Source organism: Pseudomonas sp. FG86, assembly GCF_057808775.1.
This window is the reverse complement of the sequence record NZ_JBMDIS010000002.1, coordinates 54,431-70,659: the sequence shown is the minus strand read 5'-3', so window position 1 is coordinate 70,659 and position 16,229 is coordinate 54,431. Positions and strand designations below refer to the sequence as shown.

Annotated in this window: 15 protein-coding genes; all 15 read left to right on the top strand. The window is 58.6% G+C overall.

The features are described 5' to 3' along the window. Positions 1-4: 4 nt before the first annotated feature. The 15 genes from ACODSV_RS01560 to ACODSV_RS01490 all read left to right on the top strand — a co-directional run bounded on the left by ACODSV_RS01560 (position 5) and on the right by ACODSV_RS01490 (position 16,223). Positions 5-715: a 3-oxoacid CoA-transferase subunit B gene (locus tag ACODSV_RS01560; RefSeq protein ID WP_489044600.1), complete on the top strand. Its 711-nt coding sequence runs from the start codon at positions 5-7 to the stop codon at positions 713-715. Then, entirely contained in the window at positions 712-1,590 is an 879-nt protein-coding gene (locus ACODSV_RS01555) for an acyl-CoA thioesterase (protein ID WP_489044598.1), read from the top strand. Before ACODSV_RS01560 ends, ACODSV_RS01555 begins: the two co-directional genes overlap by 4 nt. Positions 1,591-1,854: 264 nt before the next feature. Next, the gene (locus ACODSV_RS01550) at positions 1,855-3,141 is read left to right on the top strand and encodes an MFS transporter (protein ID WP_489044596.1); all 1,287 of its coding nucleotides are present in this window, start codon (positions 1,855-1,857) and stop codon (positions 3,139-3,141) included. A 32-nt stretch (positions 3,142-3,173) separates the two neighbouring features. After that, positions 3,174-3,452, top strand: coding sequence for a muconolactone Delta-isomerase (catC, locus tag ACODSV_RS01545; protein WP_489044594.1), 279 nt, complete (start codon positions 3,174-3,176; stop codon positions 3,450-3,452). Between the two features lie 104 nt (positions 3,453-3,556). After that, complete coding sequence (locus ACODSV_RS01540; protein WP_489044592.1) at positions 3,557-4,828, top strand: acetyl-CoA hydrolase/transferase family protein; 1,272 nt, start codon at positions 3,557-3,559, stop codon at positions 4,826-4,828. Between the two features lie 334 nt (positions 4,829-5,162). Next, positions 5,163-6,041: a 5-oxoprolinase subunit B family protein gene (locus tag ACODSV_RS01535; RefSeq protein WP_489044590.1), complete on the top strand. Its 879-nt coding sequence runs from the start codon at positions 5,163-5,165 to the stop codon at positions 6,039-6,041. Continuing rightward, the gene (locus tag ACODSV_RS01530; RefSeq protein WP_489044588.1) at positions 6,038-7,021 is read left to right on the top strand and encodes a 5-oxoprolinase subunit C family protein; all 984 of its coding nucleotides are present in this window, start codon (positions 6,038-6,040) and stop codon (positions 7,019-7,021) included. The genes ACODSV_RS01535 and ACODSV_RS01530 overlap by 4 nt, the downstream gene beginning before the upstream one ends. A 41-nt stretch (positions 7,022-7,062) precedes the next feature. Then, on the top strand, positions 7,063-9,462 hold the full coding sequence (locus ACODSV_RS01525; protein WP_489044586.1) for an aminotransferase class III-fold pyridoxal phosphate-dependent enzyme: 2,400 nt from the start codon (positions 7,063-7,065) through the stop codon (positions 9,460-9,462). Between the two features lie 10 nt (positions 9,463-9,472). Next, complete coding sequence (locus ACODSV_RS01520) at positions 9,473-9,715, top strand: acetyl-CoA carboxylase (protein WP_489044584.1); 243 nt, start codon at positions 9,473-9,475, stop codon at positions 9,713-9,715. 66 nt (positions 9,716-9,781) lie between these two features. Then, entirely contained in the window at positions 9,782-10,507 is a 726-nt protein-coding gene (gene pxpA / locus ACODSV_RS01515) for a 5-oxoprolinase subunit PxpA (protein ID WP_489044582.1), read from the top strand. An 18-nt stretch (positions 10,508-10,525) separates the two neighbouring features. Continuing rightward, the gene (locus ACODSV_RS01510) at positions 10,526-11,989 is read left to right on the top strand and encodes a hypothetical protein (protein ID WP_489044580.1); all 1,464 of its coding nucleotides are present in this window, start codon (positions 10,526-10,528) and stop codon (positions 11,987-11,989) included. Then, the gene (locus ACODSV_RS01505) at positions 11,989-13,110 is read left to right on the top strand and encodes an ABC transporter ATP-binding protein (RefSeq protein ID WP_489044578.1); all 1,122 of its coding nucleotides are present in this window, start codon (positions 11,989-11,991) and stop codon (positions 13,108-13,110) included. Before ACODSV_RS01510 ends, ACODSV_RS01505 begins: the two co-directional genes overlap by 1 nt. A 30-nt stretch (positions 13,111-13,140) precedes the next feature. After that, positions 13,141-14,346 (top strand): ABC transporter substrate-binding protein, encoded by a 1,206-nt coding sequence (locus ACODSV_RS01500; protein WP_489044576.1) that lies wholly within the window; start codon positions 13,141-13,143, stop codon positions 14,344-14,346. Positions 14,347-14,443: 97 nt separating this feature from the next. Beyond that, positions 14,444-15,385 carry an ABC transporter permease gene (locus ACODSV_RS01495; RefSeq protein ID WP_489044574.1) on the top strand — a complete coding sequence of 314 codons (942 nt, stop codon included), beginning with the start codon at positions 14,444-14,446 and terminating at the stop codon, positions 15,383-15,385. Between the two features lie 70 nt (positions 15,386-15,455). Continuing rightward, a complete protein-coding gene (locus ACODSV_RS01490) occupies positions 15,456-16,223 on the top strand; it encodes an ABC transporter permease (protein ID WP_489078189.1) in 768 nt (255 codons plus the stop codon). Positions 16,224-16,229 lie beyond the last annotated feature (6 nt).

Here is a 16,229-nt window from a genome sequence, read left to right as displayed (position 1 = left end):
ATTTATGGATAAGAACGTACGCATTGCCATGGCTCAACGGGTGGCACGGGATATCCCCGAAGGATCCTATGTCAATCTCGGCATCGGCCTGCCGACACTGGTCGCAAACCATTTGCCACTGGATAAGGATTATTTCCTGCACAGCGAAAACGGTGTGCTGGGACGCTGGCAGGCGGCAGCCCCGGGTAAAGAGGATTGGGACATGATCAACGCTGGCAAGGAACCTATCGAGCTGGCCCCCGGTGCTGCATTTTTTCATCACGCAGACTCATTCGGTATCATGCGCGGTGGTCATCTGGACATCTGTGTACTCGGTGCTTTTCAGGTATCTGCCAGCGGTGACCTTGCCAACTGGCACACCGGCGCTCCCGATGCGATTCCTGCCGTGGGCGGGGCGATGGATTTAGCCATCGGCGCCAAGCGGGTCTTCGTCATGATGGAGCACCTGGGCAAGGACGGGCGCAGTAAGTTATTGGCTGACTGCACCTATCCAGTGACCGGGCTGGCCTGTGTCAGCCGCGTTTATACCGAGCTTGCAACCCTGGACATCACGCCTGACGGGGTGAAGGTCGTCGAGCTGATCGGTGACGTCACTCCCGGGCGCCTGCAAGAGATCACCAGCGTGCCATTGGATTTTTCGGCCGTCGTCTCCTCTGAATCGTCCCGTGCTGAAAAACCGTCCGGTCAAGGCACGCTGGCGGTCATACGCAGATGAAAAGCGACTGGAGCTGGGACCAGCGTGATCTCACCGAGTTACTGACGCTTGAGCCAGCAGGCCAGCAAAACTGGCGCAGTTGCGTATGCGACACCAACGCCAACGGCCGGGTATATGGAGGGCAACTGCTCGGCCAAACCTTATGGGCAGCAGGACAAACCGCAGATGGACGCCATCCCAGCATGTTGCAGATGACCTTCCTGCAAGGTGCTCGCCCGCAAGAATCCATCGAGTACAGCGTCGAGCCATTGCAAGACGGTCGACGCCTTTGCACCCGTCACGTGTATGGCGTGCAGGGCACGGGGCTGGTTATCAGTGCAAACGCCAGCTTTCAGGTGGCGCAGACCGATCCGGGTGATCCGCATCGCCTGCGGCACCAGGTACCGCCACCGGAAAGCCTGCCGACCCTGACCGAACTGGCCGCGCGTTATCCGCACGATAGCGAAGCTGTGCAGTTGCGTTTCAGTGCCCGGCCAGTACTGGATATTCGACCGATTCATCCCGAAGGCTATTTTGACCACCCCGCCGAACAACGGGAAATCAGCTACTGGATACGCCTGAACCAGTCGCTACCCCCCGAAGGCTGCCTGCACCATGCCGCCCTAGCCTACCTTTCCGACAGTTGGCTGAACGCCAGCCTGGCACCACGGCAAGGCATGCTGGAGCTGTGGCAAAACTATTACGTCAGCAATCTCAACCATACGCTGTGGTTCCACAGCCTGGATATCAACGTTAACGAGTGGCTGCTGTTCGTCAACGACGCGGTGCGCAGTCTCTCGGGTCGTGGCCTGGCGATGACTCAGATCTATCAGCGTGATGGCCGACTGGTTGCCAGTATGGCGCAAGACCTGTTGATTTCACCGCGTAACACCTAGGACGCGCGCTCAATGAGTTTCTACTCCGCAGAAACTCATTGAGAGCAGCCCCTAAGCTTTAGTCAGGTTGGAAGACGACCTTTTGCAAAGGCAAATGGGCGATACGCGCAAAGTGTCGCATGCTCCTGATCAAGGCCCGCAGATTCAGACCGTGGAAAAACCTGACGATTGAAGGCGAGACAGTTCGCCAGGCGCAATGGTTTTTACGCAGTTTGAACCGAGGGTCATTCCAATAACAAGAGTCAATACAAGAAGGGCAGAGACATGTTCGAGTGGTATAAAACCGGCTCCTCGCAAGAGCGCAAGACTTTCTGGGCCTGCTTTTCCGGATGGGCGCTGGATACCTACGATGCGCAAATGTTCAGCTTTCTGCTACCCACGCTAATGGCTGTCTGGCAAATCTCCAAGGGCGAGGCCGGAGTACTCGGCACCGCCGCCCTGCTCTCCGCTTCATTGGGTGGCTGGATCGCCGGCATTCTCAGCGACCGTTACGGTCGGGTACGCATCCTTATTTTTACCATTTGCTGGTTCACCCTGTTCGGTGCTCTGGCAGGCTTCACCCAGACCTACGAGCAAATGCTGATAGTACGAACATTGCAAGGCCTGGGCTTTGGCGGTGAGTGGGCGGTGGGCGCGGCATTGATGGCCGAGGTCATCCGCCCGGAACACCGGGGCAAGGCAATGGGTTTTGTGCAAAGCGGCTTCTCTGTGGGTTGGGCGCTGTCGGCAGTGGTGATGACCGGTCTGCTGGCCTATCTGCCAGCGGAAATAGCCTGGCGTGTCGCGTTCTGGGTCGGAGTCATTCCTGCCTCGTTCGTGCTGTTCATCCGCCGCAACGTCAAGGACGCCCGGATATTCAACGAAGCCAAGGCCAAGACCGAGGAAAAAGCCTCGTTATTGTCCGCATTCCGCCCTTCAGTCATTCGCCTTACATTACTGGGCGCCATGCTGGTGACCGGCTTGCAGGCTGCGGCCTACACCATCATGGCCTGGCTACCGACCCTGATGGTCCAGGTTCGTGGACTCAAGCCTGGGCCCGTGGTCGTGACGATGTTGATCATGTGTGCGGGTGCATTCGCAGGCTTCGTGCTCACCTCATACCTGGCCGATCGTTTTGGCCGGCGTCCGGCGCTGTTGGTGTTCTGCGTCGGCGCATGGATTTTTACCGTGGTCTACATGCTGGTTCCCATGAACCCGACCCTGCTGATGCTGATGAGTTTTCCTGTCGGCGCGTTCGCAACCGGAATCTTCGCGGTGCTTGGTCCGTTTCTCAGCGAGTTGTTTCCAACCCACATTCGTACCACCTGCATGGGTTTTTCCTACAACCTGGGTAAATCTCTCGGCGCCTTGTCCATCGCGGGCGTGGGTGTGCTGTCCGAGCGTTTCGGCCTGGCCCAGGCGATTGGCGGTTTCTGCCTGGTCGCCTACGCCCTTTCGATCATCGCCGTGTGCTTGCTGCCTGAAACCCGTGGTGTGCGCCTGGAAGATGTGGACGCAAAGTTGGGGAGTGAGCCTGAAGAAGAACCCACTCAGGTTTCAGCCACTCGTTAAGCCATAGCAAAAACCAAGCTGGAGTAGAACCGATGCTTTATCACGTAAAAATGGACGTCAAAATCCCCCGCGATATTCCCGTAGAAGTCGTGGACGCAATCAAGGCTGCCGAAAGGAAACGTGCAACCGAACTGCAAGAAGCCGGGAAATGGCCACACCTGTGGCGCATCGTCGGACAGTATTCAAACATCAGCATCATCGATGTCGCCAGCAATGACGAATTGCACGATCTGCTGTCATCCCTGCCGCTGTTCCCGTTCATGACTATTGAAGTCACGCCTTTGGCCAAGCACCCCTCTTCGATCGTGTAACGACCACGGCGGCTTCAGGCCGCCGTTTTCCCCCACCAATCCTTTCTGTTTACCGTGAGCTACCTGACCCGGGCTTGACGGGCAGGTGTTGTCGAGAATTTGCCATGCCTCAGCTATTGCAGCTCAACTCGCTGAACCTGACCGCCCTTATCCGCCCCGGCGATACCGTAATGTGGGGTCAGGCCAACGCCGAACCCTTGCCACTGACCCAGGCATTGATGGCCCAGCGCAAAAATATTGGCCAGTTCAAGGTCATGCTGGGTATCACCAACAGTCCCACGTGCCTGCCGCAGCATGCAGACTGTGTCGAATTCATGTCTTATTGCGGTGCCGGTGCCAATCGCGACCTGGCCAGCGCGGGACTGCTGGACATTCTGCCCAGCCATTATTCCGAATTGCCGGAGTTGATCGCCAGCGGTGCGCTGCGCATCGACGTACTGCTCCTGCAACTGGCACCCGCCGATGCCAAAGGCCGCTACAGCCTGGGAATCGCCAGCGAATACCTGTTGCCGGCTCTGGAGCACGCCCGCGTAGTGATCGCCGAGGTCAACCGTCAGGCGCCCTGGACCTACGGAGAACGCAGCCTGGGCGTAGATGATTTACACGCCATCCTCCACACCGACCGTGCCCCGCTGGAAAACCCTGCCAGCCGCCTCCGCGACAGCGATCAGCGTATTGCCAGACATATCGCAGGCTTGATCGAAGATGGATCAACCCTGCAGATGGGCATTGGTGCGATTCCCGATGCTGTATTGAGCGCGCTGGGCGATCACCGTGATTTGGGCGTGCATTCCGGCAGTCTGGGCGATGGCGTTGCGCGCCTGATGCGTAGCGGGGTAATCACCAATCAGCGCAAGACACGGGACCGTGGCATCAGTGTCGGCGGCATCCTGATGGGCAGCCGCCTGCTGCATGATTTCGCCTCCAACAATCCGGCCATCGAGCTGCGCTCCACGCGCTACACCCATGATGCTCAAGTGCTGGCGAGTATCGAGCGGCTGGTGGCGATCAACTCGGCGGTCGAGGTCGACCTGACCGGACAGATCAATTCAGAAGTCGCTGCTGGCAGCTACGTGGGTGCCGTGGGTGGCGCACTGGATTTTATTCGCGGCGCGCGGCATTCCAAGGGAGGGTTGCCGATTATCGCCCTGCCCTCCACCGCCGGCAGTCACAGCAGGATTGTCGCAAGATTGAGCGGCCCGGTGACCATCGCGCGCAGCGATGCCGGGATTATCGTCACGGAATTTGGTGTGGCCGACCTTCGCGGCCTGACCCTGAAGCAACGCATGATCAGGATGCTCGATATTGCCCACCCCGATCACCGCCCCCTGATCCAGGCACAACTGGAACCTACTGGCTACACAGGATTTCCCTAGACCTGTTGCCGCTACCAACGGTAGCACGCAAGCCATGGCTATAAGTGCCAGGATGACGTTGACGGTTTAGTCGACGTTGATCATGACCTTCCATACCCGCAATTTTTGCTGCCACAGGACTGCACTCTATCTGTGCGCCCTGAGCGACACTCTCTTTATTTGGTGCAGTTTCGCCGCTGCAGCCCGAGCTTTTTTGCCCTCCAATCATCCGATAACACCAGGATCGACAAGCCTGCTGGGGCAGCGTCGGCCTTCTGGCACAGGATGTGCTTACGATGACATATCATATATCAATCTCGCTTTGGATTGACCTACGTAACACAAGGGCCAGTACATGACATACGAATTTCCTCGCTTCTACCCAGGAGCAGACCGTTACATCGAGGTCGAACTTGGGAATGGCATGAGCTTCGAATTGAACATGCTCGTGCATCAGTTTGCCCTGGTGATAAGGCAGGCCGCGATCAAAGGCATCGTCGAGTTGATACCCGCGCTGTCCTCGTTGCAGATTTCCTACGACCCTGAGGTGATTGTCTACGAAGACGTGGTGCAGGAAGTGGGTGGGCTGTTTGTGCTGGCCAGTCAGTCCCAGGACATGGAAATGCCCAGTCGCCTGTTCAACATCCCGGTGATGTATTTCGACCCTTGGACAGACGCGTGTATTGCGGATTATCGGGCAAGTCATCCAGACAAACAGCCGGATCCGGAATTGATCTGTGCCGCCAACGGGCTGGCCGGGCGAGACGCGCTGCGCCGCCTGCATTGCACAACGGAACACTGGGTAGCCGCCCTGGGTTTCTGGCCCGGACTGTGTTCCCTGATGGCGCTGGATGATCGCGCAAGGATCGTCGCGCCCAAGTACAACCCGCCCCGCACCTGGACACCAAAGGGGGCCATTGGCCTGGGGGGAGCGCTGACCTGTATTTACCCCGATCGCACGCCGGGAGGTTATCAATTGCTGGGGCGTACCCCTCTGCCAACGTTCGACCGCGAACAGCGGCTCAGCGCATTCAAGGACAATATCGTTCTGTTTCGCCCGGGGGATCGCGTTCGTTTCGTACCCATCGATCAGTATGAATTCGAGTGGATCGAGCAATCGGTTGAAGCCGGTCACTATGAACATGAGTGCATCGAGTACCAGACATTTTCGATGGCCCGTTACCGACAATGGAAACAGCGCCTCCAGGCCCTTGGCGCGGGAGAAACAGCATGAGTGCACCTCGACACTTGACCGTTCTCAAGCCTGGCCTGGAAACAACCGTTCAGGAGTTGCCCGGCCGATTGGGTTTCTGGGAACAAGGAATCCCGCCCTCGGGGCCGGTGGATTTCTGGTCCTTTCGCCTGGCCAACTTGCTGGTTGGCAATGACAGGGACATGGCCGCGCTGGAGTGCCAGGTCATGGGGCCGACGTTGCGCCTGGAGTGCGACACGTTACTGGCCATCACCGGTGCCGATATGGCGCCTGTCCTGGACGATGTACCGGTGCCCATGTGGCGCACTGTCTCGGCCAAGGCAGGTCAGGTGCTCGCCCTGCGGGGGGCCAGGGTCGGCATGCGCAGCTATATCGCCTTCTCGGGCGCCATCTGTACGCCCCCGGTGCTGGGTTCTCGCGCGGTGTTCCACATGGCCGGGATTGGTGGTCATGCGCTCAAGGCACAACAGGCGCTGCCGCTTGGTCCGAGCCCGGCAATCGGTACGCTGCACGAAGTACCACAGGAGGCAAGGCCTGCAATCGGCAGTGAACACAGCCGCAGCGTGGAATGTGTGGCCGGCCCGAACGATGACTGGCTGAGCAGCGCCTCGGTAGCCGATTTTTTCAGCACCCCATGGAAAGTACAGGCGCAAAGCAATCGCACCGGCCTGCGCCTCAGCGGCCCGGTCTTCACATTTTCACAACGGGCGCTGAACAAACCGGCGGAGCACGGACAAGATCCCTCGAACATCATCGACCATGGTTATCCGCTCGGCGCCGTCAACCTCGCAGGGCAAACACCGATCATCCTGATCAACGATGCGCCCAGCACGGGTGGTTTCATAAACCCCTTCACGGTACCCAGTGGCGAATTCTGGAAGTTGGGGCAACTGCGCCCGAACGAACATTTGCAGTTTCGTCAGGTATCGCGAGAACAAGCGCAGCGTTCGCGCCATGAGCTCGACCTGATGATTACCGAGTCGGTATTGAGACCGCAATAAACCCTTTTCAACACGCCCCTTCACTTCCCACGGAGCTGTAGATGTCTGTCACTGATTTTCTGGTCGACTCGCTGCTGTCCAATCCACCGCCCAAGGTGTCGCTGGATCAAGCCACTGAACTGGTGCATCGGCATTACGGCCTGGTCGTGGAGGCGCAATCGCTCGGCGGCGAGCGTGATGCCAACTTCCGTGTGTCGACTGCACAAGGCACCTCGTTCGTATTGAAATTCGCCAACCCCGACGAATCCGCGCAGGTGACTAATCTGAGCAGCGCAGCGTTCGAGCACATCGCTCTGCGCGATCCGGAGATTCCGTTGCAGCGTATCGTTCCCGCACTGGAGGGCGACGTCGACATCAGGGTGAAGGTGGGTGAAGGTGTCAATGTGGTCATGCGTCTGTTTACCTGGCTGGAGGGTGTGCCGTTGTACACCGTCGCCCGCTGTCAGGCGCAACGTACCGAGATTGCGCGGTTAGCGGCACGCATGGATCTGGCGCTGGCCGACTTCAGCCATCCGGCCACTGAAAACCATGTGCTGCTCTGGGACCTCAAGCAGTTTGCGCACCTGAGGTCGTTGATCACAACCATCGACGACGCGGGCCAGCGGGCCAGGCTCAATGCGGTGTTTGATCGCTATGACGCAGTGGTTGCCCCTCACCTTGCAACATTGCGCAGCCAACTGATCCACAACGACCTCAACCCGCACAATCTGCTGGTGTTCCCCGAAGCGCCCTCAACAGTGAGCGGCATCCTCGACTTGGGGGACGCCGTGCATACGGCATTGATTCATGAGGTCGCGGTGGCCTGTTCCTACCAACTGGAACGCGAGGCTGTCGATCCGTTGCAAAACATTGTCGAGTTCATTTCGGCTTACCACCGCGTCCTGCCCTTGCAGCCCCTGGAACTGGAGCTGTTGCTGGACCTGATCAGGGCCCGATTGGCAACCACGGTGCTCATTACCAGTTGGCGTGCTCAGCGATACCCGGAAAACCGTGCGTACATCGTGCGTAACGCCGCCTCTGCATGGGCAGGGCTGGAATGTCTTGAAGGAATATCGGTCGAGACTGCAACCGACTGTTTCATGGCGGCCTGTGGGCATGCCTACCTACCACACAAGGAATCTGACATGCACGATCATGTGATGCCCAATGCCTACCGGCCCGGCGGTGCCGAACTCAGCGACGAAGACCAGCATCTCATCGAGCGCCGCGAACGCCTACTTGGCCCCGCCTATCGTTTGTTCTACCAGAACCCCTTGCATGTGGTACGGGGCGAAGGCGTGTGGCTGTACGACAATGCCGACAACGCTTATCTGGATGTCTACAACAACGTCGCTTCGGTGGGACATTGTCACCCACGCGTGGTCGCTGCCATCGCCAAGCAGTCCGCGACGCTGTCCACGCATACACGTTACCTGAGCGAGAGCATCCTCGACTTCGCAGAGAGCCTGCTGGCGACATTTCCGGATGAGCTGTCGCAACTCATGCTCACCTGTACGGGTAGTGAGGCCAATGATCTGGCGCTTCGCACCGCATGCTCCTACACCGGCGGTACAGGCGTGATCGTGACTGAATGCGCGTACCACGGCGTCACCAAGGCTATCGCCGAGATCTCGCCATCAATGGGCATTGGAGTCGCCTCGCACGTCAGAACCGTGCCGGCTCCCAACAGCTATCGCAACGCTGGGGAAGATGTCGGGGCTCAGTTGCGCAAGCATGTGGAAGAGGCGCTTGCGGATATGAAACGACATGGCATCAAACCTGCTGCGTTTATCTGTGACGGGATTTTTTCCAGTGATGGCGTGTTCACTGAGCCCGCAGGCTTTCTGACTGGCGCGGTCGAGGCAGTCAGGGCCGAGGGTGCGCTGTACATCGCCGATGAGGTGCAATCCGGTTTTGGCCGCACTGGTACAAACATGTGGGGTTTCCAGCGCCACGGCTTGATCCCGGACATCGTCACCATGGGCAAACCCATGGGCAACGGTTATCCGGTCGCAGGAGTGGTTTTTCGCCCGCAGGTGCTCAAGGAGTTCGGCGCCAAAGTGCGCTACTTCAATACCTTTGGCGGCAACACAGTGGCGGTCGCGGCCGCGCACGCCGTCCTGCGGGTCATTCAGGAAGAAAAGCTGATGGACAATTCCAGGGTAGTCGGTGATTACCTGGCGAATGGCCTGCGCTCACTCATGGCTGATCACCCGGTCATTGGCGACGTGCGGCACGCAGGGCTATTTGTCGGCGTTGAAATCGTCGACGCCGACAAACAGCCGGATGCCGCCCTGACGGCCACTCTAGTCAACAAACTGCGCGAGCGCCGCGTACTGATCAGTGCCACCGGCCCGGATGCGAACATTCTTAAAATCCGGCCACCACTGGTGTTCAACCACGACAACGCAGACTTCTTCCTCGATCAACTGCAGGCGGTGATTGCCGCTGCCAGCCACTAGGAGTTCAGTCATGGCAATTATCAAATCGCCAGTGCCCGGTGTGTTCTATCGCTGCCCAAGCGCCGATGCTCCGCCCTACAAGCAGATCGGCGATGTCGTCGAGGCTGGCGACACCATCGGTCTGGTGGAAATCATGAAATCGTTCATGCCGGTCATCGCCGAAGAGAGCGGCGTCCTGTTGCGCTTTCTGGTCGAGACGGAAGAGGCGATCGAGATGGATCAGCCGCTTTGTGAGATAGAACCGAAATCATAGCCGGCGGGCTTCGCCAACACAGAACCGACCCCAAACAGGCCACGCATCGTTAAAGACGAGGACGACATGAGCAAGCTGACGATCAATTGCGACATGGGTGAATCTTTCGGCATCTACCATCTGGGGGATGACGAAGCCTGCATGCCCTTCATTACCCACGCCAATATCGCGTGTGGTTTCCACGCCTCCGACCCCACCACTATGTGGCGCACTGTTCGGGCCGCCAAGCTCCATGGCATCGCTATTGGTTCCCATCCCGGCCTGGCGGATCGCGAAGGGTTCGGCCGCCGGGAAATGAAGTTGAAACGCGAAGAAGTCGCCGCCCTTGTGCTTTACCAGACTGGCGCGCTGAAGGCGTTCCTGAGTGCCGAAGGGGTGCCGATATCGCACATCAAACCGCACGGTGCGTTGATGGGGATGGCGCAACGGCTTGAGCACGTTGCCCAGGGCATTGCCGACGCGGCGCTGGCGTTGGATCTGCCTGTGATTGGCTGTGCCAATAGCCAGATGACCGAGGTGTTCACCCGCCGGGGCGTGGCGTTCCAATGCGAGTTTTATGCCGACCTGGATTACGACGACGACGGCAACCAGATCATTTCCATGACTCACGACGCGGTCGATGAATCAGTGGTCGCCGAGAAAGTGCGGCGCGCCGTGGCCCATGGAGTGACTCGGTCGGTCAACGGCAAGGACGTCAACGTCGTTGCCGATTCGGTCTGCGTTCACTCCGATACACCCAACGCGGTGCAGATTGCCCGAGTGGTCTACAACACGTTGAAAGATCAACTTTAAGTCCATCGAGCGATGAATATGGCGACGATTGTCAGTGCCGACGACAGTACAGCAGCAAGGCTGGTGGCCTCCCTGGCGCCTGTCTGTCATGCCATCGGCCTGGCCTATGGTCCCGAGGGCGGGCAGGTATGGGCTGAGATTGCCAATCACCCGTGCAGCGCTGCCAGTGGGCTGGAGATCGCGCGCCATATGTTGAGAATGCCGGGCTTTCCGAGTGCCGCCCATCAATTGCTGCGCGATGACTTGCAGGCGTTTGAGCGTGAATTTGGCGACGGTACCGCACGACTGGCGATGCTGATCGGCCTGCTGCTCGAGGCTGGCATACGTCATGGCGGTTACGGCGCGAACCTGACCGCGATTGGCCGGTGCTACAACGGCATCGCGCTGCAGATACGGGATGCTTTGCGGGCGCAGACGGTAGCATTCGATGCGTTGCAGGTTGCACGCAGCGCAGGCGCCACGCCGGAGCAGGCAGAGGTACTGGCCCAGGCGTTGGAACTGGCCGGTGAAGGCAGTGCTGTGGAGATCACGAGTACTACCCGCCATGAAGGGATTCGCGTCAATCGAACCGAGGGCTATGTCTACGAGGCGCAGCTGGCGGGATTGCCATCGACGGCGACGCAAGTGTTGCAACTGAGCGTTCCCAGCGTGCTGGTCGTGGATGAAGTGATCGATGATTTCGGCGCCTTGATACCGGTGATCGAAGGCTTCATTGCGCGCCAGAAGTCCTTGGTCATCGTTGCCCGCGGTTTCGGCCCCAAGGCATTGGCGTTGTTGCGGGCCAACCAGACCACCGAGCACTTTTCCTTGATCGCGCTATCCCCGACTGAAGCCGGGCCACGCGCCGCCATCGGCCTGGAAGACCTCGCCGCCGCATGCGGCGCCACACTGGTGGCTGACCGGGTGGCTATCGGGCTGGACGCTGTGCGACCGGCCATGTTGGGAAGCAGCAGTGAACTGCGTTACTCCTTAGGCCGTGCGGTGTTCTTTGCGCCCCAGGGCACACAGTACGAATTGCAGATGCGGCGTGCGGCCATTGCGGCGGATATTCGCGCCAGCCGCTACCTGTCTTTCGATCTGGAACACGCCCGGCGCCGGCTCGCCCGCCTGAACGGAACGTGGACGCAAATCGTCGTTGGTGCAGCCTTCAGCCAGTCAGCCGATGCGCAAGCCGCGCAACTGCGCCGGGTGCTTGCCTCAGTGACCCTGGCGCAAAAAAGAGGAACGGTTGCCGGCGGTGGCGGCGCGCTTGCGGCGGCCGCGTACCGGCTCACAGCCGACCCGTCGCAGCCGGCGATCCTGGCGGCCAGATCAGCATTGCTGGCCTTCGCGGCGCAACACCCACGGCACCCGACAACACTCCCATCGGCCGGGCTGCAAGACCCGCTGGTGCTGATTGAACAGGCGGTGCTCAACGCCTTTTCCTTTGCTGGCTCCATTTTGCAGACCAACACCGTAATCAGCCCTGCCGAGTACAGGTGATGGCCCATGAACGCTTCGAGGCTAGAGATATGAATATGGCAGCAAAGGCTCCTATCCTGGAGATTCAGGATGCAGTGCATCACTACGGTTCGCTATTGGCCCTGGACCATGTTTCGTTGCGCGTGGAGCAAGGCGAGTTCCTGTCGATCCTGGGCGAAAGCGGATCGGGCAAGACCACCATTCTGCGGCTGATATCTGGGCTGGAGCAGGCCCAGTCAGTGGTGAAGCTGGAGATCGGCGGGCAAAGCGTCGTCGGCAAGCCGCCAGCACAGCGCAGCTGCACGACGGTGTTCCAGAACTATGCCCTGTTCCCGCACATGACCGTCGAGGAAAACGTTGCTTACGGCTTGAAGGTGCGCGGTATCAATCGCACGGATGCATTGCGCCAGGCACACGAGGCCCTCGCGCTGGTACGGCTCGCCGCCAAGGCGGGCAATAGCATCACGCAATTGTCCGGCGGCGAAAAACAGCGTGTGGCGCTCGCTCGCGCAATTGTCATCAAGCCTTCCCTGCTGCTATTGGATGAACCGCTGGCAGCGCTGGACGAGAAGTTGCGCATTGATATGCAATCGGAGCTGGTCGAAATACAGCGCTCATTGGGTATGACGTTCATCTTCATCACCCATAGCAAAGAGGAGGCCCTGACCATGAGCGATCGGGTCGTCCTCATGCGCAAGGGGCGCATTGAACAGGTGGGTCCTCCCGTCGAGTTGTTCGACAGCCCGGACAACCTCTTCGTGGCCGAATTCATGGGCTTTGAGAACACCCTCACAGGACAGGTGCTCTCGATCAATGCCGATCTCGCGACCGTGCAATTGAGTAACGGCACGCAGGTTCATACCCGCATGGGCAAGGGAGCCTTGAACGCCGGGATGGCGGTGGGCGTGGCCATTCGTGCAGAACGATTGCGCCTGGCCGATAGCAGCGAGGCGTCGGGTTCGGTGAATTCGATCCCCTGCACGGCGACACCATCCACCTATCGCGGAAAGTATTCCGAGCGCATCGCCGAAACACCGATCGGACGCCTCAAGTTACGCAACTGGGACGGTAGGGCCAGTGATCCTGCCCAGGCCTGTGCCGTTGTCTGGGACGCCCGGGATTCCATCGCATTCCCGCTTTAATCAATCCGCCAGCAAACCGAGGTGCTTGTCATGCCAGATAAATACTCCAGCAGTTCGCAATTAGAATGGTCGCGTCGTGATTTTCTGAAGGTCGCGGCAGTGAGCACCGGTGCGCTTGCGTTACCCGCGTTGTCAGGATGGGGCGGTATGGCCCAGGCGGCGTCCGCCGTGGTAAGAGGTTACGGCGTGACCACGGCACAGCTGCGTGACTGGTCGGTGATGACCAAGTCCATCGGCGTGCAAATGGACTTCAAGGGTACCGGCAACGACGTTGGCGTGTTTTTGCGTGACGTGGTCGCGTCGAGCCTGGGCGATCAGTCGGATATCTTCATCTTTGAAGCTGGCACCCAGGACGTTTTAGGGCCGCGCGGCGTGTACCTGCCGATCGATATCGCACACCCGGAGCTGACGCTGTGGAATCGAACGGCCGACGAATGGAAACACAGCCGCGTGGTGCAGGATGCCGAAGGCAAACAGTGGGGTGTACCGGTTATCGGTAACGCTGACAGCTTCGGCTACGTTCCAGAGAAGCTGGGCCTGACGCCCACCGACGAGCGAGACCTGTCATGGTCGTTGGTTTTCGACGACGACAAGACTCACGGCCGAGTGGCATACGACCGCACCTGGGGCTATTCGCTGCCCATGGCGGCGTTGTACCTGCAAAGCAAGACCGGTAAACCCTTCAGCAATCCGGCAGATCTCAAACCGGAAGAAACCCGCCAAGTGGTCGACTTCCTGGTACAGCGCAAAAAAGCCGGCCAGTTCCGAACCTTGCACTCATCCTTCGAAGAACAAGTGCAGTTGCTTTCCAACGGTGAAGTCGATGTCATCAACTGCTGGGAGCCGGCCGTCAAGGAAGTCAATGCCAAACGCGGGGCCAACACCACACGCTATGCCTACACCCAGGAAGGCTATTACAAGTGGGGGCATGGGGCCTACCTGCCGGCGCAAGCCGCTCACCGCGATAACCTGAATGATATCTACAAAGTGCTCAATTACTTCCTCGGTGGAGAATACCGCGCGCTGCAGGCTCGTGACCGCGGTTACGCCGGTCCGAACATGGACCTGGGCGTGGCCTACGCCAAGGAGAATGGCTGGAGTACTGAAGAGATTGCCGCACTGACGGCAACAGAGAAAAAGATCGCTCGCAAGTTTTCCAAACCCTTGGTCAGCACTACGACACCTTCAAATTCGGACGCCATGGAAGAAGAGTGGCAGCGGTTCCTTAATGCCTGATCAGCACTGGCAGGCATGATCGACCGTATGACCCAGCGCTTGATAAGCGCTCAAGCAACACCTTGCTGCTTGAGCGCAATCAAATAGAGGTACACCTATGAATGCTTCACTTGATCCGGCCAAACCCTTGACCGCCCTGGATTCAGGGATGTATGGACCTGCCTGGCGAAGCCTGTTGAAAAATATCGACTGGCCCTTGAAGTTTTTCATGAGCGCATGGTTTCTGGTCGTCATTGTTCCGCTGGGAGGCGTAATCGTTTACAGCTTCTTCGAGACCAAATCCTTCTTCACCGTCTATACGTTCAGTTTCAATACCTGGGCGTCGATTTTTGAATCGGGTCGTTTTGAAGTCATCTTGCGCACTCTGAGAATCGCCGCCACGGTTACGGTCATTGAACTGGTACTGGCATTCGTGTTTGCCCTCTGGCTCGCCAAGGGCACCCCATCAAAGGGCATCAAGGCTATTACACTGGCGCTGCTGACCATTCCGTTTTTCCTGGATATTTCCTCCCGAACCATCATATGGCGAGCGCTGCTGGGGGATACGGGATGGGTCACCGGTCTGTTGAAAGCAATGGGTGTACTTGCGCAGAACTCACCTGGAATCCTGTATACCGAGTGGGCCGTTCATTTCGGCATCATCATCAGCCTGTTCCCGACCATGATGCTGCCGTTGTATATGGCTATCACCTTGATCGATGACGCATTGATCGATGCCAGCAATGACCTGGGCGGCTCCCCGCTGCAGACGCTGACGCGCATCATCATTCCCCTCGCCCTGCCCGGCATCATTACCGGTTCGCTCTTCACGTTCGGCTCCGCCATGGCTGCGTGGGTCGAGCCCAGCATGTTGGGCGGCGGCTTCGTGAACCTGTTGAGCAACTCCATCGAAAGTGCCTATTCCGCCCTGCGCTACCCGGTGCTCGCCGCTTTGACCACCTTGATCATCGTGATCCTGCTAGGCCTGGTTGCACTACTCATGCTGGCAATGCGGCTGTTCGGAAACAGGTCTTCGACCTCCTTTTCTCCCAAGAGTTGACACCATGCCGAATTCAAGCCCGATGTGTGTGCAACCCCATCACTCCTGGACCTACTGGCGAGGCTGGCCAATGCTGGCCAAGTGCGCGGGCGGGTTGATGCTGCTATTGATCTATTTCCCTCTGGTGTGGCTGGCGATCATGTCGGTCAGTGAGCAACCGTTGTCCGGAATACCCTTGCCGCTGACGCTGGATCACTACCGGGCACTATTGAACAACACCCAATGGCTCAAGCCGTTCAGCATCAGTTTGTTGACCGCCTTGCTGATCGGCTCATTGTGCGCAATCAGCGCTACCTATATCGGCCGAGCCTTGCCCCGCGCCAGGAAGCCTGGACGGATGCTCATTGTGCTGGCGCTGCCATTGTTTATTCCGGGCATGTCGATGGGGGCCGCACTGTTCATCCTGACCCGTAGCGTACTGGGAATGAAACTGGGTTTCTGGTCGATCGCCATGGGCCACTTCATTTGGGCATTCCCTTTTGCACTGCTGATTATCCTGGTGCTGACGATACGATTCGATCATCGACTGATCGAGGCCGGAGCAGACTTGGGCGGCTCTGCCTGGCAGATATTCCGAGATATCGAATTGCCGTTGTTACGCCCTGGAATTGTCGGCGCCGGTCTGTTCGGCTTTCTGCTGTCATTCAACGAAATGTTGAGAACGCTGTTTCTACGAGGAACGACCGAGACAATGCCGGTCTGGAACTGGATCATGGCTTCCTCACAACAATCGCAGGTGCCGATTATCTTTTCGCTGACGACATTGGTGCTGTTGGTGACGTTGCCATTATTCCTTGGGTTGTTCTGGATACTTTTTGTACGGATGGACCGAAATTGATTAAGA

Bases quoted from the DNA above. Each gene is read 5' to 3' on its own strand.
- ACODSV_RS01560 (WP_489044600.1), top strand. From the start codon at position 5: ATGGATAAGAACGTACGCATTGCCATGGCTCAACGGGTGGCACGGGAT.
- ACODSV_RS01555 (WP_489044598.1), top strand. From the start codon at position 712: ATGAAAAGCGACTGGAGCTGGGACCAGCGTGATCTCACCGAGTTACTG.
- ACODSV_RS01550 (WP_489044596.1), top strand. From the start codon at position 1,855: ATGTTCGAGTGGTATAAAACCGGCTCCTCGCAAGAGCGCAAGACTTTC.
- catC (WP_489044594.1), top strand. From the start codon at position 3,174: ATGCTTTATCACGTAAAAATGGACGTCAAAATCCCCCGCGATATTCCC.
- ACODSV_RS01540 (WP_489044592.1), top strand. From the start codon at position 3,557: ATGCCTCAGCTATTGCAGCTCAACTCGCTGAACCTGACCGCCCTTATC.
- ACODSV_RS01535 (WP_489044590.1), top strand. From the start codon at position 5,163: ATGACATACGAATTTCCTCGCTTCTACCCAGGAGCAGACCGTTACATC.
- ACODSV_RS01530 (WP_489044588.1), top strand. From the start codon at position 6,038: ATGAGTGCACCTCGACACTTGACCGTTCTCAAGCCTGGCCTGGAAACA.
- ACODSV_RS01525 (WP_489044586.1), top strand. From the start codon at position 7,063: ATGTCTGTCACTGATTTTCTGGTCGACTCGCTGCTGTCCAATCCACCG.
- ACODSV_RS01520 (WP_489044584.1), top strand. From the start codon at position 9,473: ATGGCAATTATCAAATCGCCAGTGCCCGGTGTGTTCTATCGCTGCCCA.
- pxpA (WP_489044582.1), top strand. From the start codon at position 9,782: ATGAGCAAGCTGACGATCAATTGCGACATGGGTGAATCTTTCGGCATC.
- ACODSV_RS01510 (WP_489044580.1), top strand. From the start codon at position 10,526: ATGGCGACGATTGTCAGTGCCGACGACAGTACAGCAGCAAGGCTGGTG.
- ACODSV_RS01505 (WP_489044578.1), top strand. From the start codon at position 11,989: ATGGCCCATGAACGCTTCGAGGCTAGAGATATGAATATGGCAGCAAAG.
- ACODSV_RS01500 (WP_489044576.1), top strand. From the start codon at position 13,141: ATGCCAGATAAATACTCCAGCAGTTCGCAATTAGAATGGTCGCGTCGT.
- ACODSV_RS01495 (WP_489044574.1), top strand. From the start codon at position 14,444: ATGAATGCTTCACTTGATCCGGCCAAACCCTTGACCGCCCTGGATTCA.
- ACODSV_RS01490 (WP_489078189.1), top strand. From the start codon at position 15,456: ATGCTGGCCAAGTGCGCGGGCGGGTTGATGCTGCTATTGATCTATTTC.